Source organism: Streptomyces sp. NBC_00539 (assembly GCF_036346105.1).
Lineage (GTDB): Bacteria > Actinomycetota > Actinomycetes > Streptomycetales > Streptomycetaceae > Streptomyces.
Genome location: NZ_CP107811.1, coordinates 1402214 through 1425025 on the forward strand (window position 1 = coordinate 1402214; position 22812 = coordinate 1425025).

Here is a 22812-nt window from a genome sequence, read left to right on the forward strand (position 1 = left end):
GGTCCTACGTCCCGTCGTAGCCGGCGGTCGGCATGGAGAGCCTGCGGTGCACCTCGGCCTTCATGGCGGAGGTGTACGTCGGCTCGTCCTGGCCCGCGGTCTCCAGCCGCACGCCGCGCCGCTCGCACTCGGCGGTGAACTCCTCGACGGAGCGCAGCGCGCGGGCCAGGACCCGGCGGTTGGCGGTGACGAACAGGTCGACCTGTCCAGCGTCGACGTCGCGCCAGAGCCCGCAGTGGTCGGCGCGCAGGCCGTAGACCAGCAGGTGCCGTGTCACGACGTACCCCTGTGCGGCGGCCCAGCGCGCACACATGGCGTGCTGGCCGCGGGTGTCCACGGCGAAGGGATCGGCGTCGAGTTCTTCGAGCGGGGCCAGGCTGGCGATCGCGGCCACGCGCAGCGCATCCATGGCGCGAGACCCTACTCCGATCCCCGTCCGGGGAGGAGGGGACGATCGGTCACGGTTGCGCGCGCATCGGCCTACCCTCGGGGGAAGAGGAGGGAGAGCCACGTGGCGGTGGAGATCACCTGGTGGGGGCATGCCACCTGCACGGTGGCGGACTCCGGCGTGCGGGTGCTGACGGACCCGCTGTTCGCGCGCCGGCTCGCGCACTTGCGCAGGCGGCGCGGGGCGCTGCCGCCGCCGGAGGCGGCCGACGCGGACGTGGTGCTGGTCTCGCACCTGCACGCCGACCATCTGCACCTGCCCTCGCTGGCCCGGCTCGCGCCCGGCACCCGGCTGCTGGTGCCGCGCGGAGCGGTGGGGGCCGTACCTGGGCTGGCCCGGCTCGCGGGAGTGCGCGGGCTGGCGGTGAGCGAGGTGGCGCAGGGCGATGAGGTGACGGTGGGCGGCGGGCTGCGCGTGCGGGCGGTCAGCGCGCGGCACGACGGCCGGCGGCTGCCGTTCGGGCCCCGGCGGGCACCGGCGCTCGGGTACGTGGTGCAGGGCGCGGCGCGGACGTACTTCGCGGGGGACACCGGGTTGTTCGACACGATGGCCGAGGAGGTCGGGCCGGTGGACGTGGCGCTGCTGCCGGTGGGCGGCTGGGGGCCGTACCTGGGGCCGGGGCACCTGGACGCGGGCCGGGCGGCGCGGGCACTGGCGGAACTGGCGCCCGCGGCGGCGGTTCCGGTGCACTACGGGACGTACTGGCCGATCGGTATGGACGCCGTCCGGCCGCACGAATTCCACTCCCCCGGGACGGAGTTCGTCCGCCTCGCGGCACGGCTGGCCCCCAAGGTGACGGTACGGGCCCTCGCGCACGGCGACCGGGTGCGGCTGCCGTGACGCTGTGGCAGGACGCGGCGCAGAGCACCCAGCAGGCAGTGGGCTACCCCGCGTTGTTCGTGCTGGTGGCGTTGGGGGCGCTGGTGCCGGTGATCCCGACGGGAGCGCTGGTGAGTTCGGCGGCGGTGGTGGCGTTCCATCAGCAGACGCTGCCGTTCGGCCTGTTGCTCGTGTTCGCGGTGGCCTCGCTCGCCGCCTTCCTCGGGGACCTCGCGCTGTACTGGCTGGGGCGCAGCGGAGTGCGCTCGCGGGGCGGCTCGCGGTGGCTGGAGCGACTGCGGGGCCGGGCCACGCCCGAGCGGCTGGCGCAGGCGCAGCTCCGGCTGGAGGAGCACGGGGTGCTGGTCCTGGTGGTCTCGCGGCTGGTTCCGGCGGGGCGGATACCGGTGATGCTGGCGTGCCTGTTGGCGGGGCTGCCGCTGCGGCGGTTCGCGCGGGGCGACGGGCCGGCGTGCCTGGCGTGGGCGGGCACGTACGGGCTGATCGGGATCCTGGGCGGGTCGCTGTTCTCGCAGCCGTGGAAGGGCGTGGCCGTGGCGGTGGGCGTGACGCTGCTGATCAGCGCGGCCCCGGCGCTGTGGCACCGGCTGCGTCCGGCGCCCTGAACGGGGTGCCCTGAACGGGGTGCCCTGAACGGGGTTCCTTGATCAAGGTGCCTTGACCGGGCGGGTCGCCCGGACGGCCGGGTCGGGCGGGCCCGGACCGCTTCCCCGGGGGGGTCGGGTGGGGTTCGGGTCAGTCCGCCAGCTCCGCCAGCACCGACCGGAGCCGGTCCAGCGAGGCCCGTACGTGGGGCAGCTCCAGGGGGTCCGGGGCGGTGAGGGAAGCCAGCCGCTCCCGGGGCCCGGAGCCCAGCAGCGGTCCCGTCGACAGGCGTACGCGCAGCGCGTCGGGTGCGTCCGCGAACCGCTGGGCGCCGGGCGTGGGCGCCCCGAGCCGGGCGCCGAGCCAGTCCTCCAGTTCCATCGCGTCGCCCACCCCCTGCCGGGACAGCCCGGCGCGCAGCGGCGTGAGGTCCGCGTAGAGGTGGCGGCCGGCCTGCGGGGGCCGGGCGAACGCCCCGGCGGCGAGCAGCTCGTGGTGCGCTGCGGTGGCCACGGCGCCGTGCAGGGCGGCGGCCGCGTAAGCCCGTTCCGCGACGGCGTCGGGTTCGCCGAGCGCGTGCGCGGCGGCCCCCGCGACCGGGCCCGCGACGAGCGCGCCGGTGGCGGTGAGGACGTCGAGCGTGCGCGCCCTCAGCCAGGTTCCGCGCGGGGTTGCGGGGAAGCGGACCACCGCAGCGGGCCAGCCGGCCGGCAGCAGGGAGCCGGACAGGTCGACCAGTACGGCGGCCCGGTCGGGGAGCATCTCGGCGGGGCTGAGCACCAGCGTCTCGTGCGGTCGGTGCACGGTGTCCCGCCAGCTTTCGTCGCTGACCACGAACAGCCCGGCGCTCTCGGCGGCCTCGCACGCCTCGCGGAGCATCTCGGGCGGCGGCACGGTGGCGGTCGGGTCGTCGGCGACGGACAGCAGCAGGACGCGCGGGTCACCGCCTTCGGCGCGCACCCGCCGGACGGTTTCCAGCAGCGCGTAGGGGTCCGGTACGCCGCCGCACTCGGCGGGGGTCGGGACGTGGTAGGCCCGCCGTCCCAGGAGCCGGACCTGCGGCGTCCACCAGGCGGGACAGGGCCTGGGCAGCATCACGTCGCCGCCGTACGCCCCGAGCAGCGCGAGCAGCAGGCCGGGAGCACCGGGCCCGGCGGCGACGTCCTCCGCCCGGGTCGCCAGCCCGCGCCGGGCCCAGAAACCGCACGCGGCCTGCCGGACCCCCTCCCCGCCGCCCGGGGGTTCCGGGGCGGCCCGGCCGGCGGCCCCGGCGAGGACGGCGGTCAGTTCGGGCAGGACGGGGAGACCGGGCTGGGGGGCGGGCGGCCCGTAGCGGACGTTGCCGCGCTCCTGTGCCGTGGTCCGCCCCGGCCCCGCCGGCCCCGCCGTCCCCGACATCGCGCCGCCGCCTTCCCTCGTTCCGTCGTTCGGCCTCCGGGGCGCCCTCACCGCCGGACCATGCCCGTTATACGGCTATCTACCCTCTATCGACCGCCCGGGCTCGCCGGGTGCGCCAGGCCCGCGGATCCGTCAGGCCCGTCTCCCGAGCAGCCCCAGCAGCCGGGTCTGGGCGTCCGCCCCCGGCGCGACCTCCAGCGGCGGCGCGAACATCCCGGACGGGGTGAGCGCGTCCGCGTACGGCATGACCTCCTTGAGGGAGAACTCGACGAGGCCGTCCGGCATCCGGTCGTCGGCGCCGATGGCCCGCGAGAGGTCCCACGCGTGCACGACGCAGTCGGCGGTGAGTTCCGCGCAGTACGCCGACCCGAGCGCGGGACCGTAGGAGAGCTTCACCGTCCTGTCGAGCGCACCGGGCGCGGCGAAGGCGGAGTGCGCGGCGACGGCCGCCCGGTCCCAGGCGACGACCGGGTCCTCGCCGAGGAGGTCGCCGGAGAGCTCTTCGCCGACCTCCTCCACCGTGCGCCCTTCGGTGACCAGCGGCGGCACCCAGAGCTGCTCGCCGGTGACGTGGTTGACCAGGTCCCGCACGGTCCACTCGGTGCACGGGGTAGGGGCTGCCCACTGCCCTTCGGCGATGGCGCGCACCCGCCCGCCGAACAGCCGCAGCGCTTCGGCGTGCTGTCGGAGCAGGGTCTCGGGCATGGCTCCCACCGCCCTCCGGCGTGGTCGGGCCCCCACGGGCCCCACTGTCCTCGTACCCGACTCGACCTGCCACCGACCAGGTCAGCGCCCGTGCCCGGAAAGGGGGGTGTCTACATATCAAAACGCATATCTCACATGGCGGTCCCGTCCTCTACGGTGATCACACGCTTCGACGAAGAGGAGTCACCGCCATGAAGGAGACCGCCGTCTACACGCACGGCCACCACGAGTCGGTCCTGCGTTCCCACCGCTGGCGCACCGCCGAGAACTCGGCCGCCTACCTGATCGGCGAACTGCGGCCGGGCATGTCGGTCCTGGACGTCGGCTGCGGTCCCGGCACCATCACCGCGGACCTGGCGGACCTGGTGTCCCCGGGCGGCCGGGTCACGGCGGTCGACGCGGCGGCGGACGTCCTGGAACAGGCCCGGGCGTACGTGGAGCGGCGCGCGCCCGCGGCGCCCGTCGAGTTCGCCACGGCGGACGTGCACGCGCTGGACTTCCCGGACGACTCGTTCGACGTGGTCCACGCCCACCAGGTGCTCCAGCACGTCGGGGACCCGGTGCGGGCGCTGCGCGAGATGCGGCGCGTGTGCCGGCCCGGCGGGATCGTGGCGGTGCGGGACGCGGACTACGCGGCGATGACCTGGTTCCCGCGGACGCCGGGCCTGGAGCAGTGGCTGGACCTGTACCGGCGGGTGGCGCGCGCCAACGGCGGAGAGCCCGACGCGGGCCGCCGGCTGCTGTCGTGGGCGCGCGCGGCCGGCTTCACCGAGGTGGCGTCCTCGGCGACGGCCTGGTGCTACGCCACCGCGGAGGAGGTCGCCTGGTGGTCCGGCCTGTGGGCGGACCGTACGACGGCGTCGGCGTACGCGGCGATCGCGACCTCCGGCGGTCACGCCACACCGGCCGGGCTGGCCGCGATCGCCGAGGCCTGGCACGCGTGGGGCGCGGCGCCGGACGCCTGGTTCTCGGTCCTGAACGGGGAGGTCCTGGCCCGCGCGTAGGCCCGGGGCCGGGGCGCGCGAGGGACCGGCGTCCGTCGGACGCCGGCCGCCACTCGTCATCCGCCATGGCCGCGGGCGTCAGGCGTCAGGCGTCAGGCGTCAGGCGTCAGGGCGTCTTCGGCCGCATGCGGAAGTCGTACGCCGGGGGCAGGGGACGGTCCGTGAGGGTGGACCAGATCTGCTCCAGGGTTTCCTCCCCCTCGCGCAGGTCCGGCACTTCGAAGCCGTCCTCAAAGGCCCGCCGGGCCGCGCCGAGGTGGCCCTCCGCCGCCAGCAGCCGGGCCGCGAGGAGCCGGAAGCGGCCGTGTTCGCGCAGGGCCGGCCGCAGCCGGTCCCAGACCGAGCGGGCCGCGGTGAGGCGGCCGGCCGCCAGCAGGGCCTCCAGCGCCTCCCGCCCCAGCGCGGACTCCGCGGCGAGCCACGCTTCGCCTCCCCGGCTCTCGTGCGCCAGGTCGTCGAAGGCCTCGGCGTACCGGTCCGCGGCCCGTTCGGTGTCACCGGCCAGCGCGTCGGCCACCGCCAGGCACCGCAGCAGCGGCCACCGCGAGGGTGCGAGCGCCAGGCCCCGCTCCCAGCTGCGCACGGCCTGGGCCACGTCACCGGCGTGCCACTGCGCGACGCCCAGGTGGTACTCGGTCAGCGGGTCGGCGGGAGCGGTCTCCAGCATGTCCCGCCAGTGCGGGGCCACCAGGGTGTCCCCCGGCGGAGCCACCCTGCGCGGCGCGGGGAACACCCCTGTGCGCCACAGCTCCAGCCAGGGCGCCTGGGCCTCCCCCAGCGTCGACTCCGGGAACGGCGTGCCGGGCAGCTCGAAGCCCCCGCAGAGCACCTCCAGCGCGCCCCACCCGGAGCCCGTCGCCAGCCGCTCCCCCGGCGCCTCGTCGGCCGACCCGCGCCACGCCGCGTACGCCGCCTCCACCCGCTCGGCGGGCAGCGCGGAGTCCAGCGCGGCCGCGGCCGCGCCGCGCGCCGCCGCCCAGTCGGGGCCGTGCACGGCGGCCGGGTCCGCGCACAGCGGGCCGTACGCCTCCAGCCAGGCGAACTCCTCACCCGCCTCCAGGCGTACGTGCTCCAGCTGGGTACGGGCCAGCCCGGCCTGGATCTCGGCGTAGCCGCCCGTACCGGGCTCGGTCAGCCACTCCTGCCACCGCCGACCGCCGTCGCCCGAGCCCCACGTGAACAGCTTGCGCCCGCGCAGGAGCCCGGTGGAGGTCTGCACGAGTCCGCGGCCCTCGGCGTCGAGGGAGGCGATCCAGGGCCGGACGCCTTCCGGGACCTCGTAGAAGAAGTCGGCGGGGTGCTCGCTGCGGGGCGGGTACGTGCGGTCCGCGTCCTCCCACTGCGGGAGCGGGATCCGCCTCAGCGAACGCTCGTACCCGAAGTGCCAGGCCTCGTCGGCCGGGGCCAGCACACGGCTGCCGGGGGCATCGGGGACGGCGGTGTTCGACCACCAGTAGACGGGGGCGGGCCGTTCGTGCGGGTTGCGGACGCGGACGCCGACGTACAGGAACTCCGAGTCCTGCGGCAGCCACAGGTCCACCTGGAACGGCAGGTCGCGCAGCCGCTCCCACTCCCACAGCCGGACCATCACGCCGCCGTCGGGCGCGGGGACGAGCGCGGCGTGCAGCGGGGCACAGGACAGGGTGGTGTGACCGGTGGCGCCGGTGTTCCATTCCACGCCGCCGGAGAACCAGGCGCCGTTGAGGGCGAAGTTCGCGGGCTGGAACACCGGGTTCCGGTAGAGGAGTTCGCGTCCGGTGGGGAGGTGGACGAGCGAATGGATCCGGCCGCCGAGCCCGGGCAGTACGGTGACCCGCAGCTGGGCGTTCTCGATGACGACCGCTTCGAAGTCCCGTTTGCGCCGTTCGCGCCGGTACCCGTCGCGGATCCGGACGGGCAGCAGTGAACGCAGCGGTTCGTAGCCGATCTGGCGGGCCATGTCGCGCGGCAGCCCGTGGCGCGCCCGCTCGTCCAGTACGTGTACCTCGGCGGGCGCGCGCAGGGCGGGCAGTGGGTTCTCGGGGCCGGTCGGGGCGGCGGGGAGGGTGAGGAGAGCACGTCGGACGGTGGTGGCCATGGAGGAATGGAACACGCCGTACCGGCCGGTGCACAGGGGTTCTGCGGATCACCACCGGTCAGGATTACGCAAAGCGGTGGCCTTGGGTCCGGTCGCCGCCGTCCGGGCGGGCATGTCAGGGCTCAAGTCGCAGCTTCGGCACGTCCGTCCGTTCGAGGCCGAACACCTGGGCGTAGAGGGAGAGTTCGGCTTCCAGGGCGCGGGTCATGGTGTCCGCGCGCCGGAAGCCGTGGCCCTCCCCGTCGAAGGCGACGTACGCGTGCGGCACCGAGCGGCCCCGCAGGGCGGCCAGGAAGCGCTCCGCCTGGGCCGGCGGGCAGACCGGGTCGTCGAGGCCCTGCAGCAGGACGAAGGGGGCGGTGATCCGGTCGGCGCGTGCCACCGGGGAGCGTTCGCGGCAGCGTAGGCCCAGGACCGGGGGCGGCCCGGCCAGGCCGTCGACGTAGTGGGACTCCAGGTCGTGGGTCTCCTGCGCGAAGCCCGTCAGGTCCAGCACGGGGTAGATGATCGCCGCGCAGGCGTACAGGTCGGTCGCGGCGAGGGAGGCCGCCGCCGTCCAGCCGCCCGCGCTGGCGCCCCGGATCGCGAGCCGGCCGGGGTCGGCGGTGCCCTCGGCGGCCAGTGCCCGGGCCACGGCCGCGCAGTCCTCCACGTCGACCACGCCCCACTGCTCGCGCAGCCGCTCGCGGTAGGCGCGGCCGTAGCCGGAGGAGCCGCCGTAGTTCACCTCGACCACGCCGATGCCCCGCGAGGTGAAGTAGGCGATGTGCAGGTCCAGTACGGGCGGCACGTGGTCGGTGGGGCCGCCGTGGGCCCACACCACGTACGGGGGCAGCTCGTCGGCGGGCGCCGGGCGTTCGGGGTGGTGCGGCGGGTAGACGTGGGCGTGGACCTCCCGGCCGCCGGGACCGAGGAAGGTCCGGCTCTGCGGCTCCGGGTAGTACGCGGGGTCCACGGGGTCGGCGGCCCGGGCGCCGATGACCCGGGCGTGACCGGAGGCGGTGTCCAGTTCGACCACCTCGTAGCCGCTGCGCGGGCTGGCGGCGACCCCGTACACCCGGGTGTCGTGGACGGCGAGGGTGGGCTGCCAGGCCGTCCAGGGCCCGGCCGCGTCGACCAGGTCGCCGGTGTCGGGGTCGAGCACGCCGAGCACCGAGGAGCCCTGGCCGTGCAGGACGGCGACCAGCCGGTCCGGGAGCGGGACGAGCCAGCCGAGGCCCGGCTTCCACAGCGGGCCGCCGAACTCCTCCTCGCGCGGACACAGGTTGACGGCTTCCCCGGTCTGCGGGTCGACGCGGTACGGGTTCCACCACCCGCTGCGGTCGCTCACCGCGAGGAGGGTCCCGTCGGCGGCCCACTCCGCCTGGGCCACGGCCTCGTCGGGGCCGCCGAGCACGGTGCGCGGCTCCGCCAGGACGTCGGGCCCGGTGCCGCCGGTCCCCGTGATGGCGGCCACCAGCAGTTCGGTGCCGTCCCAGGGCATCCGCGGGTGGTCCCACACCAGCCGGGCCGCGAACCGCCCGTCGGGGGAGATCCGGGGTCCGGTCGTGAACCGGTGCCGGTCGTCGGTCAGCTCCCGCACCAGGGACCGGTCGGCGGCGGCCGACCCGTCCAGGGGGACGGCGGCCGTCAGGCGGCGCACATCGGTGGGCGCGGGTCCCGTGAACTCCTCCAGCACGCACCACACCTCGCCGCCGCGCAGCACCGGATCGGCCCAGCGCAGCCCGCCGCCGGTCGCGGACACGGGGGTGAGGGGCCGCGGCGGGGGGTTGCCGGGCGCATCCGGCTCGTACGCGTACATCCGCTGGTCGGCGTGGTGGACGAAGACCACCAGCGGCCCGCCGGTCGGGCGTTCGGTACCGGCCCAGGGGCGGCCCCCGTACTCGGTGAGCCGGCTGCGGACGTTCCAGGGGGCGTCCAGCACCGACCGCGCGGAGCCCCCGTCCGCGGGCCTGCGGACCAGGGTGCGGCGGCCGCCTTCGGCGGGCCGGGGTTCGGTCCACCACACCTCGGGGCCGACGGTGCCGACGTACTCGGGCCGGCCGTCGAGCGAGGCCGCCAGCGCGGCGTCGATGGGCGAGGGCCAGCTCCCGTAGGGCTCGGCCGGGGGTGCCGTCATCGCCCGGCCCCCGTCACAGGGTGCGCAGCGCGCGGTCGAGCACCCGGACGCCGAAGTGCAGGGCGTCCACGGGGACCCGCTCGTCCACGCCGTGGAAGAGGGACCAGTAGTCGTAGCCGGGCGGCAGCTTGAGCGGGGAGAAGCCGTAGCCGGTGATCCCGAGCCGGGAGAACTGCTTGGCGTCGGTGCCGCCCGCCATGCAGAACGGCACCACGTGCCCTTCGGGGTCGAAGTGCTCGACGCTCTCGCGCAGGATCCCGTACGTCCGTCCGGTGACGGGCGCTTCGAGGGCCACTTCCCGGTGGTGGAACTCCCAGCGCACGTCAGGGCCGGTGAGTTCGTCGAGGGTCTCGATGAACTCCGCCTCGCCGCCGGGCAGGATCCGTCCGTCGACGTAGGCGGTGGCGTGCTCCGGGATGACGTTCAGCTTGTAACCGGCGGTGAACATGGTCGGGTTGGCGCTGTTGCGGAGCGTGGCCTCGGCCAGGCCGGCGGCCGGGCCGAGCTTGCCGAGGAGCCCGTCGAGGTCGAAGTCGCGGGCGCGCGGGTCCACGGACAGGCCCTGGAGGGCGGCGAGTTGGGTGAGGCAGGCGGTGACGGTGCCGGTGAGCCGGACGGGCCATTCGTGGGCGCCGATCCGGGCGACGGCCGCGGCGAGGCGGGTGACGGCGTTGGCCCGGTTGGGCTTGGAGCCGTGGCCGGCGGTGCCGTGCGCCGTCAGTTTCAGCCAGGCCGTGCCGCGTTCCCCGGCGGCGATCGGGTAGAGGGACCGGCCCGGGCCGGTGTGCAGGGTGAAGGCGCCGGATTCGCTGATGCCCTCCGTGCAGCCCTCGAACAGGTCCGGGTGGTGGTCGGCGAGGAAGCCCGATCCGTCGACCGCACTGTCCTCCTCGTCGGCGGTGTAGGCGATCACGATGTCCCGGCGGGGCTTGGTCCCGGTCCGCGCCCAGGCCCGTACGACGGCCAGCACCATCGCGTCCATGTTCTTCATGTCGACGGCCCCGCGGCCCCAGACGACGCCGTCGCGGACCTCGCCGGAGAACGGGTCCACGCTCCAGTCGGCGGCCTCGGCGGGGACGACGTCGAGGTGGCCGTGGACGAGCAGGGCGTCGGCGGACGGGTCGCTGCCCTCGATCCGGGCGACCACGTTGGTCCGCCCCGGGGTGCGTTCCAGCAGTACCGGCTCCAGCCCCGTGGCGGCGAGCCGCTCGGCGACGTACTCGGCGGCGGGCCGTTCCCGGCAGTCACCGCCGCCGCGGTTGGTGGTGTCGATGCGGATGAGGCCGGAGGTGAACTCGACCGCTTCGTCGAGCGCCGTCCGGTCCACCGTCCCGCCCGTCGGGCCGTCGCTGGCGTGCAGGGGCTGCGTGGGGTGCATGTCAGCCATACTGCTCCTCCACGGCCGCCGAGACGACCGTCGTGACCGCCTTGAAGGTACGGATGCCCTCGTACATGGTCTCGCTGGTGTACGCGACCCGGCGCTCGCCCGAACGTGCGACACCGGGGATCACCGTGGCGGCGGCCGGCAGGTGCTCGGCGTCGAACTCCACCTCGACGGTGAACGGGCCGTGCGCGTGGGGTTCGTGGCGGACGGCCAGGCGGGTGGCCCGCTCTGCGGCGGTCCGGATGTCGGCGGCGGTGCGGGCGGGCGTGCGGCAGACCGCCGCGTAGCGCGAGACGTGGTCCTTGACGGCGACGCGCTCCGCGCGGGGCGCGTAGCCGACGGCGTCGGCACAGGTCAGGTCGTCTCCGGTGACCAGGACGACGGGCACCCCGTACTCGGCGACGACGTGGGCGTTCAGCAGGCCCTCGCTGGCGCGGACCCCGTTGAGCCAGACGCCGGTGATCGTGTTGGCGAGGTAGGTGTGGGCGAGTACGCCCTCGGTACCGGCTCCGGTGTGGTAGCCGACGAAGGCGACGGCGTCGACGTCGCCGTGCTGGACCCCTTCGACCATGGAGAGGGACTTGTGGCGGCCGGTGAGCATCTCGGCGCGCTCGTCGAGCTGCTCCAGCAGCAGGTTGCGCATGGTCCAGTGGGCCTCGTTGACGAGCACCTCGTCGGCGCCGCCGTCGAAGAAGCCGACGACGGCCGCGTTCACGTCGGAGGTGAACAGGGAGCGGCAGCGTTCCCACTGCGGGGTCCCGGGCAGGACATCGGCGGGCCAGGTGACGCCGGTGGCGCCTTCCATGTCGGCGGAGATGAGGATCTTCATCGGGCCCCCGGTGGGTCGGGTCGCGGACGCTCCAGCCTAGGCCGTCTCTTCCGGATCCTGCCTGACCCGCGCCGGGGGCGCTGCGGGCCCGGGGCCACGCCCGGGGTCCGGGCGGCCGCACCCGGGACTCGGAATTCCACCCGAACCGGTGAGCCGCCCGGCCGCCCCCGCGGGCAACGGGCTCGCTCAGCCTTCGACTTCGGACGCCAGGTTGGAGAGCACCGTGTCGTAGATGCGGCCGAGGCCCTTGGGCGCGAAGGTGCGCTCGAAGAAGCCGCCGATGCCTCCGGCGCCGTTCCACACGGTGGAGACGACGACCCTGGACTTGCCCTCGCCGGCCGGGGTCACGGTCCAGGTGGTGACCATGGAGGAGTTGCGGTCCTTCTCGACGAGCTGACCGTCGGTGGGCTCGCTGACCTCCAGCAGGCAGTCCCGTACGCGCTTGCTGGTGGCCTGGAGCTTCCAGTGGACCAGGGTGCCCTCGCCGTCGCCGCCCTCGCGCACCTCGTACTCGCTGAAGTGCTCGGGCAGCAGCTTGCCCCGGGTCCCGGTGTAGTCCGCCAGCGCGTCGAACACGGTCTCCGCGTCGGCCGCGATGATCCGCTCCGTGGTGGCCTCGACCTGCGCCATAGCTGTTCCTCCAGCAGTTGTGTCCGCTCGTCGCGGCAAGCCAACCACCTCGGGGGCGGGCGCCCAAATCGGCTCCGTCGGCCCCGGGACGGCCCGTACGGCCCCTGAACGCTCATCACATCGGGCCAATGGGCGGCGCAATCCGGGTTTCGGGGCGCGGTTTCCGGGACGATTCCGCCCAGAACCCTCGGCTGGGAGGCCCCATGCTCGACCCCCTGAACACGCGCGGCTCCAAGAAGGAGCGCGGACCGCTCAAGAACCGCGCCGCCGTCCTGCTGTCGATCGCGACCGTCGCCGCCGCTCTCGCCACACCGGTGACGGCCGCCCCGCTGGCCCCGGCCGGCTCCGGCTCCGGCTCGGGACAGGCGGCGGCGCCGCTGCGCTGGACCGGCTGCGCGACCACCCGCTACCCCTCGCTGCAATGCGCCTCCCTCAAGGTCCCGCTCGACCACGACAACCCCAAGGGGCGGCAGATCGCCCTGGCGCTGACCCGGGTCCCGCACACCGCGGCGAAGTCGCAGGGCCCGCTGCTGGTCAACCCGGGCGGCCCGGGCGGCAGCGGCCGGGCGCTGGCCGGCTTCGTCGCCTCCGCGCTGCCCAAGGACGTGGCCGGCGCGTACGACGTGATCGGGTTCGACCCCCGGGGCGTGGGCAAGAGCGAGCCGGCCCTGGACTGCGCGAACGGCTACTTCGCCCCCGTGCGGCCGGACTCCGTCCCCACCGACGGGCGCGCCGAGCGGGCCAACCTGGACCGGGTCAGGTCGTTCGCGGAGTCCTGCCAGACCAAGCACGCGGACGTGCTCCCGTACATCGACACCGTCTCGGCCGCCCGTGACATGGAGTCGCTGCGCACGGCCCTGGGCGCGGCGAAGCTCAGCTATTTCGGCTACTCGTACGGGACCTACCTGGGCGCGGTGTACGCCAAGCTCCACCCGGACCGGGTGCACCGCCTCGTCCTGGACTCCGTCGTCGACCCGGGCGGGGTCTGGTACGAGGACAACCTCGCCCAGGACCGGGCCTTCGACGCCCGCCACAAGGCGTTCCTGGCGTGGGTGGCCCGGTACGACGAGAAGTACCGGCTCGGCGGTGACCCGGCGGAGGTCGAGCGGCGCTGGTACGAGATGCGGGAGGCGCTGCGGCACACGCCGGCGGGCGGGAAGGTCGGCGCGGCCGAGCTGGAGGACACCTTCATGCCGGGCGGCTACTACAACGGCTACTGGCCCAGCCTGGCCGAGGCGTTCTCCGCGTACGCCGCGGCCGGGGACGAGAAGCCGCTGGTGGCGGCGTACCAACGGTTCGGCGCGGTCGAGCCCGCGGCGGGCAACGGCTACAGCGTGTACACGGCGGTGCAGTGCCGGGACTCCGCCTGGCCGAAGGACTGGGACACCTGGCGGGCCGACATGTGGCGCACGCACGCCGAGGCGCCCTTCATGACCTGGAACAACGCTTGGTACAACGCGCCGTGCGCGTTCTGGAAGACGGAGCCCCTGGCCGCCCCGGACGTGAGGAACACCGACCTTTCGTCGGCGCTGCTCTTCCAGGCGACGGAGGACGCGGCGACGCCGTTCGGGGGCGCGCTGAGCATGCGGGACAAGCTCAAGGGCGCGGCGCTGGTGGTCGAGGAGGGCGGCGGGAACCACGGGATCGCGCTGAGCGGCAACAAGTGCCTGGACGAGAAGCTGGCGGCGTACCTGCGGACGGGCAAGGCGTCGGACGCCACGTGCCCGGCCCAGCCGGACCCGCAGCCGGCCGCGGCCACCCGCGCGGTCCCGCGTTCGGCCGGCGGCGCGGCCCTGCACGGGCTGCTGGGCTTCCGCGGCTGACCGTCACCGGGCAGGATCGTGCCCGTGACCACATCGAGCGACAGCCACCTCACCCGGATCACCGCTCCCGAGGGCGTCGCCCCGAGCCCCCAGTACAGCCACGTCGTCCGGGGGACGGGGACGTTCGTCGCCGTCTCCGGGCAGTGCGCGTTCGACGAGAAGGGCGAGGTGGTGGGTGTGGGCGACGCCGCCGCCCAGGCGCGACAGGTGTTCGAGAACCTGCGCCGGTGTCTGGAGGCGGCCGGGGCCGGCTTCGAGGACGTGGTGAAGCTGACCTACTTCGTCACGGACCTGGCCCACCTGCCCGCCCTGCGCGAAGCCCGCGCCGCCGTGATCCCGGCGGACCGGCTCCCCGCCTCCTCGGCGTTCCAGGTCGCCGCCCTGGTCCACCCGGAACTCCTGATGGAGGTCGAGGCCCTCGCGATCGTCCCGGCGGACCGCTGACCCCGTCCCGGGGTCAGCCGGCCGACCCGTCCGGGGCGGGCAGCGCGCGCAGGGCCTCGGTGGCCGCCACCGCGAGGCGGGGGTGGGACTGGGCACGGGTGAGGACGTCGCGGGCGCGGGGGTCGGCCAGCGCGCCGAGGCCTTCCACGCAGGCCAGGGCGACGCGCCAGTACGGGCTGTGCGGCGCCAGGAGCCGGGAGAGGGTGCGGATCAGCGCGGGCGCCGACTCGGGGGCCCGCAGGGCGGTGAGCAGGCGGACCGGGTGCAGGGCGTAGGCGGTGCGCAGTTCGTTCGTCGCCAGGGCCGCCGCCGCGCGGGCGGTGCGGGGGTCCCCGAGAACGGCGAGCGCCTGCGCGGCGGCCTCGCAGCGCGGCGGGTCCCGGTGGTTGAGCAGCAGCACCAGTGCCTCGAAGGCGCGCCGGTCCCCCGCCATCCCCAGCCGGTAGGCGGCCAGTTCACGCGCCCACAACGGCCGTCCGGGCGAAGTCAGGGCCCCCGCCAGCCCGTCGGGCCCGGCCGCCAGCAGCGCCTCGTACTCCGCCGACCGTCCCGCTTCACTACCCAGCCGCTCCAGCACGTCGTTCACGCTGCCACCCTAGGCCCGCAGCGGTGTACGTCACACGCGTTTGTCATCCCCGTGCTCTGGCCAACGGGTTACCGACGAGTTACGCTCCCTTCAACACGTACGGGACCGGCCTGGTGACGCAGCCGCCCCGTACCAGTCGGTCCGGTACCCCAGGTACCGCGAGCCCCGTACCGCGTGTTCGGGTACGGCGTTCCACCTACGGCGTGGCCCCGGGACAGGGTCCGCCGTCCTCCCGCCCTTCGGGCATCTCTGTGCGGAATCCCCGGCCGCGTGCTGTGCGCCGCGCGCCGCCCCCAGTCGTCACCCTCTTCCACTGGAGTCCCGCGATGGACCGTCCGTCCACGTCCAGTCAACCCACCCTCCAGACCGTCGCCGTCATCGGTCTCGGCACGATGGGCACCGGCATCGCCGAGGTGCTCGCCCGGGCCGGCCGCGAGGTCATCGGCATCGACGTCAGCGAAGGCGCCGCCCGCAGGGCCACCGCCGCGCTGGCCGCCGCGACGGCCCGGTCCGTCGCCCGGCAGCGGCTCACCGAGCCCGAGCGCGACGCCGTGCTCGCCCGTTTCCGCACCTTCACCGAGCTGGGCGCCGCCGCCGACGCCGACCTCGTCATCGAGGTCGTGCCCGAGGACTACGCGCTCAAGCAGCGGCTCTTCCGCGAACTCGACGCGATCGTCCGCCCGGACACCATCCTGGCCACCGGCACCAACGCCCTGTCGGTGACCCGGATGGCGGCCGAGTCCCAGCGCCCCGAGCGGGTCCTGGGCCTGCACTTCTTCAACCCTGCGCCGGCGATGAAGCTGGTCGAGGTCGTCTCCTGCGTGCTGACGGCCCCGCCCGCCGTCCAGGCGGTCACCGAGCTGGCCCGCGAGCTCGGCAAGGAGCCCGTGGCGGTCGGCGACCGTCCCGGTTTCGTCGCGGACGGCCTGCTCTTCGGCTACCTGAACCAGGCCGCCGCCATGTACGAGTCGAAGTACGCCTCCCGCGAGGACATCGACGCGGCCATGCGGCTCGGCTGCGGACTTCCGATGGGCCCGCTCGCACTGCTGGACCTGATCGGCGTGGACACGGCCCGTACCGTCCTGGAGGCCATGTACGCCTCCTCCGGCGACCGGCTGCACGCACCGGCCCCGATCCTCGGGCACCTCGCCGAGGCGGGCCTGACCGGGCAGAAGGCGGGGCGCGGTTTCTACACGTACGAGGCCCCGGGCAGCCCGGTGATCGTGCGGGACCTCCAGACCCCGCTGGACGGGTCGCTGCTCGGCGCGGGCCGCGCGGTCGCCTCGGTCGGCGTGGCCGGCTCCGGCACCATGGCGAGCGGTATCGCGCAGGTCTTCGCGCAGGCCGGCTACCCGGTGGTGCTGGCGGCCCGCAGCCAGGAGAAGGCGGAGGCCGCGAAGGCCGCGATCGGCAAGTCCTTGGGCCGTGCGGTGTCCAAGGGCCGGCTGACCGAGGACGGCGCGGCCAAGACCCTGGCCCTGATCACCCCGGCGGGTTCGCTGGATGCCTTCGCCGACGTGGACCTGGCGGTGGAGGCCGTCGCCGAGGACCTGGCGGTCAAGCAGGAGCTCTTCGCGGGCCTGGACAAGGTCTGCAAGCCGGGCGCGGTGCTCGCCACCACCACCTCCTCGCTGCCGGTGATCGCCGTGGCGCGTGCGACCTCGCGCCCGCAGGACGTGATCGGCATGCACTTCTTCAACCCGGCGCCGGCCATGAAGCTGGTCGAGGTGGTCCGTACCGTCCTGACCGCCGAGGACGTCCACGCCACGGTCCGCGAGGTCTGCGGGAAGGTCCGCAAGCACGCGGTCGACTGCGGGGACCGGGCCGGTTTCATCGTCAACGCGCTGCTGTTCCCCTACCTGAACAACGCGATCAAGATGGTCGAGGAGCACTACGCGGGCATCGACGACATCGACGCCGCGATGAAGCTGGGCGGCGGCTACCCGATGGGGCCCTTCGAGCTCCTCGACGTGGTCGGCCTGGACGTGTCCCTGGCCATCGAGAAGGTCCTCCACCGGGAGTTCCGCGACCCGGGCCTGGCGCCCTCGCCGCTGCTGGAGCACCTGGTCGCGGCGGGCTGCCTGGGCCGCAAGACCGGCCGCGGATTCCGTGAGTACGCCCGCCGGTGATCCGACTCCCGGGCGTCCTGACGCCCGGGCCCGCGAGCCGGATGCGTGGGGAGGGCTCTTCGGGTCCGCCGGACCCTCACGGCGGACGAACCCTCCCGACGAGCACTGTGTGCCCAGTGCCGGTCCTCCCCCGCATCCACCTCTGTCCCACCCCCCTCAGGCGCGCTCTCCTGCGCGAATGAAGTACTTTCGCTCTATGTCCCAGCCCGCCAAGACCTCGCCCCGCGCCGCCACGGCGTCCGACGCCCCGGAGAGCGCGGCCGGCACCAAGGCGGCCGCGCAGCGGCTCAAGATGCGCCGTGAGCTGGCGGCTGCCGCCATGGAGCTGTTCGCGACGAAGGGGTACGAGGCCACGACGGTCGACGAGATCGCCGCGACCGCAGGGGTGGCCCGCCGGACCTTCTTCCGGCACTTCCGGTCCAAGGAAGAGGCGATCTTCCCGGACCACGACGACACCTTGACCCGCGCCGAGGCGGTCCTCGACGTGGCCCCGGCGCACGAGCACCCGCTCGACACGGTGTGCCGGGGGATCAAGGAAGTCATGAAGATGTACGCCGCCTCGCCCGCGGTGTCGGTGGAGCGCTACCGGCTCACCCGTGAGGTGCCGGCGCTGCGGGAGCGGGAGATCGCCTCGGTGGCCCGGTACGAGCGTCTGTTCACGCGCTACCTGCTGGCCCACTTCGACGAGCAGGACCACAACGACGGCAACGACGATCCGCTGCTGGCGGAGGTCGCGGCCTCGGCGGTGGTCACGGCGCACAACCACGTGCTGCGGCGCTGGCTGCGTGCGGGCGGCCAGGGGGACGTGGAGGCGCAGCTGGACCACGCCTTCTCCATCGTGCGCAAGACCTTCGGTTCGGGGATCGGCGCGGGCCGTACCCTCACGGGCCCGCCGGCCGCGCCGGCGGCGGTCCGCACGGAGGGCGAGGTGCTGGTGGCGGTCGCCCGCACGGACGCCCCGCTCGACGAGGTCATGCGGACCATCGAAGAGGCACTCAAGAACAAGTAGCGACTCTGGTCACACCAGGCCGGCCCAGGGCCGCCCCCCGATGCGGGGGGCGGCCCTTCCGTTTGTCCGGGTTGCCCCTACTCGCCGGTAACTCTGATCGATCATCGCTCATCTGCGCAGGTCAAATGGCAAATGAGAGAAAGTTTTGGCACGCGGTGCCTTGCTGAGTGACACGGGGTGCCATACGTTGAAGTGGTCCGGATGTCCCCGCGATCCACGTCCAACCGGCACGGACCGCGCCCCGGATGCCTGCGTCACCAGGCCCCCGTACGCCCCACCACAGGCGTCGCCGCACCACCGCTTTCGCCGGACCGACGGCACCACACCACACCCGTACCGCGCAGCCGCGTATCCCCTCAGCGCACCCTCATCAGCGCTTAGCCGGAGGCAATACCGTGAAGGACATCCTGGACGCGATCCAGTCGCAGGCCGCAACGGCCGCCGACTTCGCGGCCCTGCCGCTCCCCGACTCGTACCGCGCGATCACCGTGCACAAGGACGAGGCGGAGATGTTCGCCGGGCTCACCACCCGCGAGAAGGACCCGCGCAAGTCCCTGCACCTCGACCAGGTCCCGGTGCCGGAGCTCGGCCCGGGCGAGGCCCTCGTGGCCGTCATGGCCTCGTCGGTCAACTACAACTCCGTGTGGACCTCGATCTTCGAGCCGGTGTCCACCTTCAGCTTCCTGGAGCGCTACGGGCGCCTGTCGGAGCTCACCAAGCGCCACGACCTCCCGTACCACGTCATCGGCTCCGACCTCGCGGGCGTCGTGCTGCGCACGGGCCCCGGCGTCAACGCCTGGCAGCCCGGCGACGAGGTCGTCGCGCACTGCCTGTCGGTCGAGCTGGAGTCCTCCGACGGCCACAACGACACGATGCTCGACCCCGAGCAGCGCATCTGGGGCTTCGAGACCAACTTCGGCGGCCTGGCGGAGATCGCACTCGTCAAGTCGAACCAGCTGATGCCCAAGCCGGACCACCTCAGCTGGGAGGAGGCCGCCTCCCCCGGCCTGGTGAACTCCACCGCCTACCGCCAGCTGGTCTCGCGCAACGGCGCCGGCATGAAGCAGGGTGACAACGTCCTGATCTGGGGCGCCAGCGGCGGCCTCGGCTCCTACGCCACCCAGTTCGCGCTGGCCGGCGGCGCCAACCCGATCTGCGTCGTCTCCTCCCCGGAGAAGGCCGACATCTGCCGTGCCATGGGCGCCGAGGCGGTCATCGACCGCAACGCCGAGGGCTACAAGTTCTGGAAGGACGAGCAGACCCAGGACCCCAAGGAGTGGAAGCGCTTCGGCAAGCGCATCCGCGAGCTGACCGGCGGCGAGGACATCGACATCGTCTTCGAACACCCCGGCCGCGAGACCTTCGGCGCGTCTGTCTACGTCACCCGCAAGGGCGGCACCATCACCACCTGCGCCTCCACCTCCGGCTACATGCACGAGTACGACAACCGCTACCTGTGGATGTCCCTCAAGCGGATCATCGGCTCGCACTTCGCGAACTACCGCGAGGCCTGGGAAGCAAACCGCCTGATCGCCAAGGGCAAGATCCACCCCACCCTTTCGAAGGTGTACTCGCTGGAGGACACCGGCCAGGCCGCCTACGACGTCCACCGCAACCTCCACCAGGGCAAGGTCGGCGTCCTCGCCCTGGCCCCCGAGGAGGGCCTGGGCGTGCGCGACCACGAGATGCGGGCCAAGCACCTGGACGCGATCAACCGCTTCCGCAACATCTGACAGCCGACACGTCCGATCGTTCAAGGGCCAAAGGGACAGCCTGAGATGACAGAGCGCCAGAAAGACCGACCGTGGCTCATGCGGACGTACGCCGGCCACTCCACGGCCGAGGCGTCCAACGAGCTGTACCGCCGCAACCTCGCCAAGGGCCAGACCGGCCTGTCGGTCGCGTTCGACCTGCCGACGCAGACCGGCTACGACCCCGACCACATCCTCGCCCGCGGCGAGGTGGGCCGGGTGGGGGTTCCGGTCTCCCATCTGGGCGACATGCGGCGGCTGTTCCAGGACATCCCCCTGGAGCAGATGAACACCTCGATGACGATCAACGCCACCGCCATGTGGCTGCTGGCGCTCTATCAGGTGGCCGCCGAGGAGCAGGGAGCGGACATCTCCAAGCTCCAGGGCACCACCCAGAACGACATCGTCAAGGAGTACCTCTCGCGCGGGACGCACGTCTTCCCGCCCGGTCCCTCGCTCCGCCTGACGACGGACATGATCGCGTACACGGTCAACCACATCCCCAAGTGGAACCCGATCAACATCTGCTCGTACCACCTCCAGGAGGCGGGGGCGACCCCGGTCCAGGAGATCTCGTACGCGATGTCCACCGCGATCGCCGTCCTGGACTCGGTGCGCGACTCCGGGCAGGTCCCGGAGGAACGTTTCGGTGAGGTGGTCGCCCGTATCTCCTTCTTCGTGAACGCGGGCGTCCGCTTCATCGAGGAGATGTGCAAGATGCGCGCCTTCGGCCGGATCTGGGACCAGGTCACCCGCGAGCGCTACGGCATCGAGGACGCCAAGCAGCGGCGCTTCCGGTACGGCGTCCAGGTCAACTCCCTCGGACTGACCGAGGCGCAACCGGAGAACAACGTCCAGCGCATCGTGCTGGAGATGCTCGCGGTCACGCTCTCCAAGGACGCCCGGGCCCGCGCCGTGCAGCTGCCCGCCTGGAACGAGGCGCTGGGCCTGCCCCGGCCCTGGGACCAGCAGTGGTCTCTGCGCATCCAGCAGGTCCTGGCGCACGAGAGCGACCTGCTGGAGTACGAGGACATCTTCGCCGGATCCCACGTCATCGAGGCCAAGGTCGAGTCGCTGGTGGCCGAGTGCCTGGCCGAGATCGACCGGATCCAGGAGATGGGCGGCGCGATGGCCGCCGTCGAGTCCGGGTACCTGAAGGGCGAGCTGGTCGCCTCGCACGCCGAGCGGCGCGCCCGGATCGAGGCCGGCCAGGACAAGATCGTCGGCGTCAACTGCTACGAGCAGACCGAGGAGAACCCGCTCACGGCCGACCTGGACGGCGCCATCATGACGGTCGACCCGGCCACCGAGGCGCTGACCGTGGAGCGGATCGTCCGCTGGCGGGCCGAGCGGCAGGAGTCCTCGGACCGGCAGGGGAACGGCGACCCCTTCGTCTTCCCGACGGTGATGCAGGCCCTGGACCGGCTCAAGGAGGCCGCCGCCGGGACCGAGAACCTGATGGAGGCCACCTTGGAGTGCGCCCGCGCCGGTGTCACGACCGGCGAGTGGGCCAACGCCCTGCGCGAGGTGTTCGGCGAGTTCCGCGCCCCGACCGGGGTCTCCTCGGCCCCGGTGGCGGTCACCGCCGAGGAGGGCACGCCGATGGCCCTGGTCCGCGAGAAGGTCGCCCGTACCGCCGAGGACCTGGGCTCCGGCCGGCTGCGCCTGCTGGTCGGCAAGCCGGGTCTGGACGGGCACTCCAACGGCGCCGAGCAGATCGCCGTACGTGCCCGCGACGCCGGGTTCGAGGTGGTCTACCAGGGCATCCGGCTGACCCCCGAGGAGATCTCCTCGGCGGCGCTGGCCGAGGACGTGCACTGCGTGGGACTGTCCATCCTGTCCGGCTCGCACAGTGCGCTCGTGCCGGACGTGCTGGAACGCCTCCGCAAGGCGGGGGCGGGTGACATCCCCGTGGTCCTCGGCGGCATCATTCCGAACGCCGATGCCATCGCCCTCAAGGCGGCCGGAGTGGCCGCCGTGTTCACACCCAAGGACTTCGGTATCACGGAGATCATCGGCCGTATCGTCGACGAGATCCGGAAAGCGAACAAGCTCGACCCTCTGGAGGTCCCCGCATGACTACGCCCACGTCTCCCGTGAACCGGCTGCGGCCGCGCCGCTCCTGCCTCGCGGTGCCGGGATCGAACCCGCGCTTCCTGGAGAAGGCCCAGGGCCTGCCGGCCGACCAGGTCTTCCTCGACCTGGAGGACGCCTGCGCCCCGCTCGCCAAGGAAGGCGCCCGCCACACCATCGTGGACGCGCTGAACAACGGCGACTGGACCGGCAAGACCCGGGTCGTGCGCGTCAACGACTGGACCACGCACTGGACGTACCGCGACGTCATCACCGTCGTGGAGGGCGCCGGCCAGAACCTCGACTGCATCATGCTGCCGAAGGTCCAGGACGCCCAGCAGATCGTGGCGCTCGACCTCCTGCTGACGCAGATCGAGAAGACGATGGGCTTCGAGGTCGGCAAGATCGGCATCGAGGCGCAGATCGAGAACGCCCAGGGCCTCAACAACGTCAACGCGATCGCGCAGGCCTCCCAGCGCGTGGAGACGATCATCTTCGGGCCGGCCGACTTCATGGCCTCCATCAACATGAAGTCCCTGGTCGTGGGTGAGCAGCCGCCCGGCTACCCGGCGGACGCCTACCACTACATCCTGATGAAGATCCTGATGGCCGCCCGGGCCAACAACCTGCAGGCGATCGACGGCCCCTACCTCCAGATCAAGAACGTGGACGGGTACCGCGAGGTCGCCGGGCGCGCCGCGGCCCTCGGCTTCGACGGCAAGTGGGTGCTGCACCCCGGCCAGGTCGACGCGGCCAACGAGGTCTTCTCCCCCTCCCAGGAGGACTACGACCACGCCGAGCTGATCCTCGACGCGTACGACTGGTGCACCTCCGAGGCCGGCGGCAAGAAGGGCTCGGCCATGCTCGGCGACGAGATGATCGACGAGGCCAGCCGCAAGATGGCCCTGGTCATCGCGGGCAAGGGCCGCGCCGCCGGCATGCAGCGCACCACCAAGTTCGAGATCCCGGAGGCGTAGG

General features: G+C 73.4%; 19 protein-coding genes. 10 read left to right on the forward strand and 9 right to left on the reverse strand.

Annotated elements, in window-relative coordinates; all coding sequences use genetic code 11:
- Nucleotides 1-4 precede the first annotated feature (4 nt).
- Nucleotides 5-409, reverse strand: coding sequence for a hypothetical protein (locus tag OG861_RS06270; protein WP_329199683.1), 405 nt, complete (start codon nt 407-409; stop codon nt 5-7).
- Nucleotides 410-511: 102 nt separating this feature from the next.
- Between OG861_RS06270 and OG861_RS06275 the strand changes: the two genes are divergently transcribed.
- Entirely contained in the window at nt 512-1288 is a 777-nt protein-coding gene (locus OG861_RS06275; RefSeq protein WP_330261420.1) for an MBL fold metallo-hydrolase, read from the forward strand.
- Nucleotides 1285-1893: a DedA family protein gene (locus OG861_RS06280; protein ID WP_329199679.1), complete on the forward strand. Its 609-nt coding sequence runs from the start codon at nt 1285-1287 to the stop codon at nt 1891-1893. Before OG861_RS06275 ends, OG861_RS06280 begins: the two co-directional genes overlap by 4 nt.
- 130 nt (nt 1894-2023) lie before the next feature.
- Here the strand turns inward: OG861_RS06280 and OG861_RS06285 are convergent, their stop codons facing one another.
- Both OG861_RS06285 and OG861_RS06290 read right to left on the reverse strand, forming a co-directional pair.
- Nucleotides 2024-3271: an aminotransferase class I/II-fold pyridoxal phosphate-dependent enzyme gene (locus tag OG861_RS06285; RefSeq protein WP_329199677.1), complete on the reverse strand. Its 1248-nt coding sequence runs from the start codon at nt 3269-3271 to the stop codon at nt 2024-2026.
- A 132-nt stretch (nt 3272-3403) separates the two neighbouring features.
- Entirely contained in the window at nt 3404-3976 is a 573-nt protein-coding gene (locus OG861_RS06290; RefSeq protein WP_330261421.1) for a TIGR03086 family metal-binding protein, read from the reverse strand.
- 191 nt (nt 3977-4167) lie between these two features.
- On the opposite strand from OG861_RS06290, the gene OG861_RS06295 reads away from it, so the two are divergent.
- A complete protein-coding gene (locus OG861_RS06295; protein WP_329199673.1) occupies nt 4168-4980 on the forward strand; it encodes a methyltransferase domain-containing protein in 813 nt (270 codons plus the stop codon).
- Nucleotides 4981-5086: 106 nt separating this feature from the next.
- Here OG861_RS06295 and OG861_RS06300 read toward each other — a convergent pair whose 3' ends face one another.
- From OG861_RS06300 to OG861_RS06320, 5 genes are all read right to left on the reverse strand, one after another.
- Nucleotides 5087-7057 (reverse strand): DUF5107 domain-containing protein, encoded by a 1971-nt coding sequence (locus OG861_RS06300; protein ID WP_330261422.1) that lies wholly within the window; start codon nt 7055-7057, stop codon nt 5087-5089.
- A 115-nt stretch (nt 7058-7172) separates the two neighbouring features.
- On the reverse strand, nt 7173-9176 hold the full coding sequence (locus OG861_RS06305) for a prolyl oligopeptidase family serine peptidase (RefSeq protein ID WP_330261423.1): 2004 nt from the start codon (nt 9174-9176) through the stop codon (nt 7173-7175).
- A 13-nt stretch (nt 9177-9189) separates the two neighbouring features.
- Entirely contained in the window at nt 9190-10563 is a 1374-nt protein-coding gene (locus tag OG861_RS06310) for a M20/M25/M40 family metallo-hydrolase (RefSeq protein WP_330261424.1), read from the reverse strand.
- Nucleotides 10556-11389, reverse strand: a complete 834-nt coding sequence (locus tag OG861_RS06315; RefSeq protein WP_329199665.1) for a M55 family metallopeptidase — start codon at nt 11387-11389, stop codon at nt 10556-10558. Before OG861_RS06315 ends, OG861_RS06310 begins: the two co-directional genes overlap by 8 nt.
- Nucleotides 11390-11575: 186 nt before the next feature.
- Complete coding sequence (locus tag OG861_RS06320) at nt 11576-12019, reverse strand: SRPBCC family protein (RefSeq protein ID WP_330261425.1); 444 nt, start codon at nt 12017-12019, stop codon at nt 11576-11578.
- 203 nt (nt 12020-12222) lie between these two features.
- Between OG861_RS06320 and OG861_RS06325 the strand changes: the two genes are divergently transcribed.
- Both OG861_RS06325 and OG861_RS06330 read left to right on the forward strand, forming a co-directional pair.
- Entirely contained in the window at nt 12223-13842 is a 1620-nt protein-coding gene (locus OG861_RS06325; protein ID WP_330261426.1) for an alpha/beta hydrolase, read from the forward strand.
- Nucleotides 13843-13866: 24 nt separating this feature from the next.
- The gene (locus tag OG861_RS06330) at nt 13867-14286 is read left to right on the forward strand and encodes a RidA family protein (RefSeq protein ID WP_329199661.1); all 420 of its coding nucleotides are present in this window, start codon (nt 13867-13869) and stop codon (nt 14284-14286) included.
- Nucleotides 14287-14299: 13 nt separating this feature from the next.
- Here OG861_RS06330 and OG861_RS06335 read toward each other — a convergent pair whose 3' ends face one another.
- Entirely contained in the window at nt 14300-14872 is a 573-nt protein-coding gene (locus OG861_RS06335; RefSeq protein WP_329199659.1) for a HEAT repeat domain-containing protein, read from the reverse strand.
- 326 nt (nt 14873-15198) lie between these two features.
- On the opposite strand from OG861_RS06335, the gene OG861_RS06340 reads away from it, so the two are divergent.
- The 5 genes from OG861_RS06340 to OG861_RS06360 all read left to right on the forward strand — a co-directional run bounded on the left by OG861_RS06340 (nt 15199) and on the right by OG861_RS06360 (nt 22811).
- A complete protein-coding gene (locus tag OG861_RS06340) occupies nt 15199-17001 on the forward strand; it encodes a 3-hydroxyacyl-CoA dehydrogenase family protein (RefSeq protein WP_329199657.1) in 1803 nt (600 codons plus the stop codon).
- 196 nt (nt 17002-17197) lie between these two features.
- Nucleotides 17198-18010, forward strand: coding sequence for a TetR family transcriptional regulator (locus tag OG861_RS06345; protein ID WP_329199655.1), 813 nt, complete (start codon nt 17198-17200; stop codon nt 18008-18010).
- A gap of 395 nt (nt 18011-18405) precedes the next feature.
- A complete protein-coding gene (gene ccrA / locus OG861_RS06350; protein ID WP_329199652.1) occupies nt 18406-19743 on the forward strand; it encodes a crotonyl-CoA carboxylase/reductase in 1338 nt (445 codons plus the stop codon).
- Between the two features lie 45 nt (nt 19744-19788).
- Nucleotides 19789-21840, forward strand: a complete 2052-nt coding sequence (locus OG861_RS06355) for a protein meaA (RefSeq protein WP_329199650.1) — start codon at nt 19789-19791, stop codon at nt 21838-21840.
- Entirely contained in the window at nt 21837-22811 is a 975-nt protein-coding gene (locus OG861_RS06360) for an HpcH/HpaI aldolase/citrate lyase family protein (protein WP_329199648.1), read from the forward strand. The genes OG861_RS06355 and OG861_RS06360 overlap by 4 nt, the downstream gene beginning before the upstream one ends.
- Nucleotide 22812: the final 1 nt, after the last annotated feature.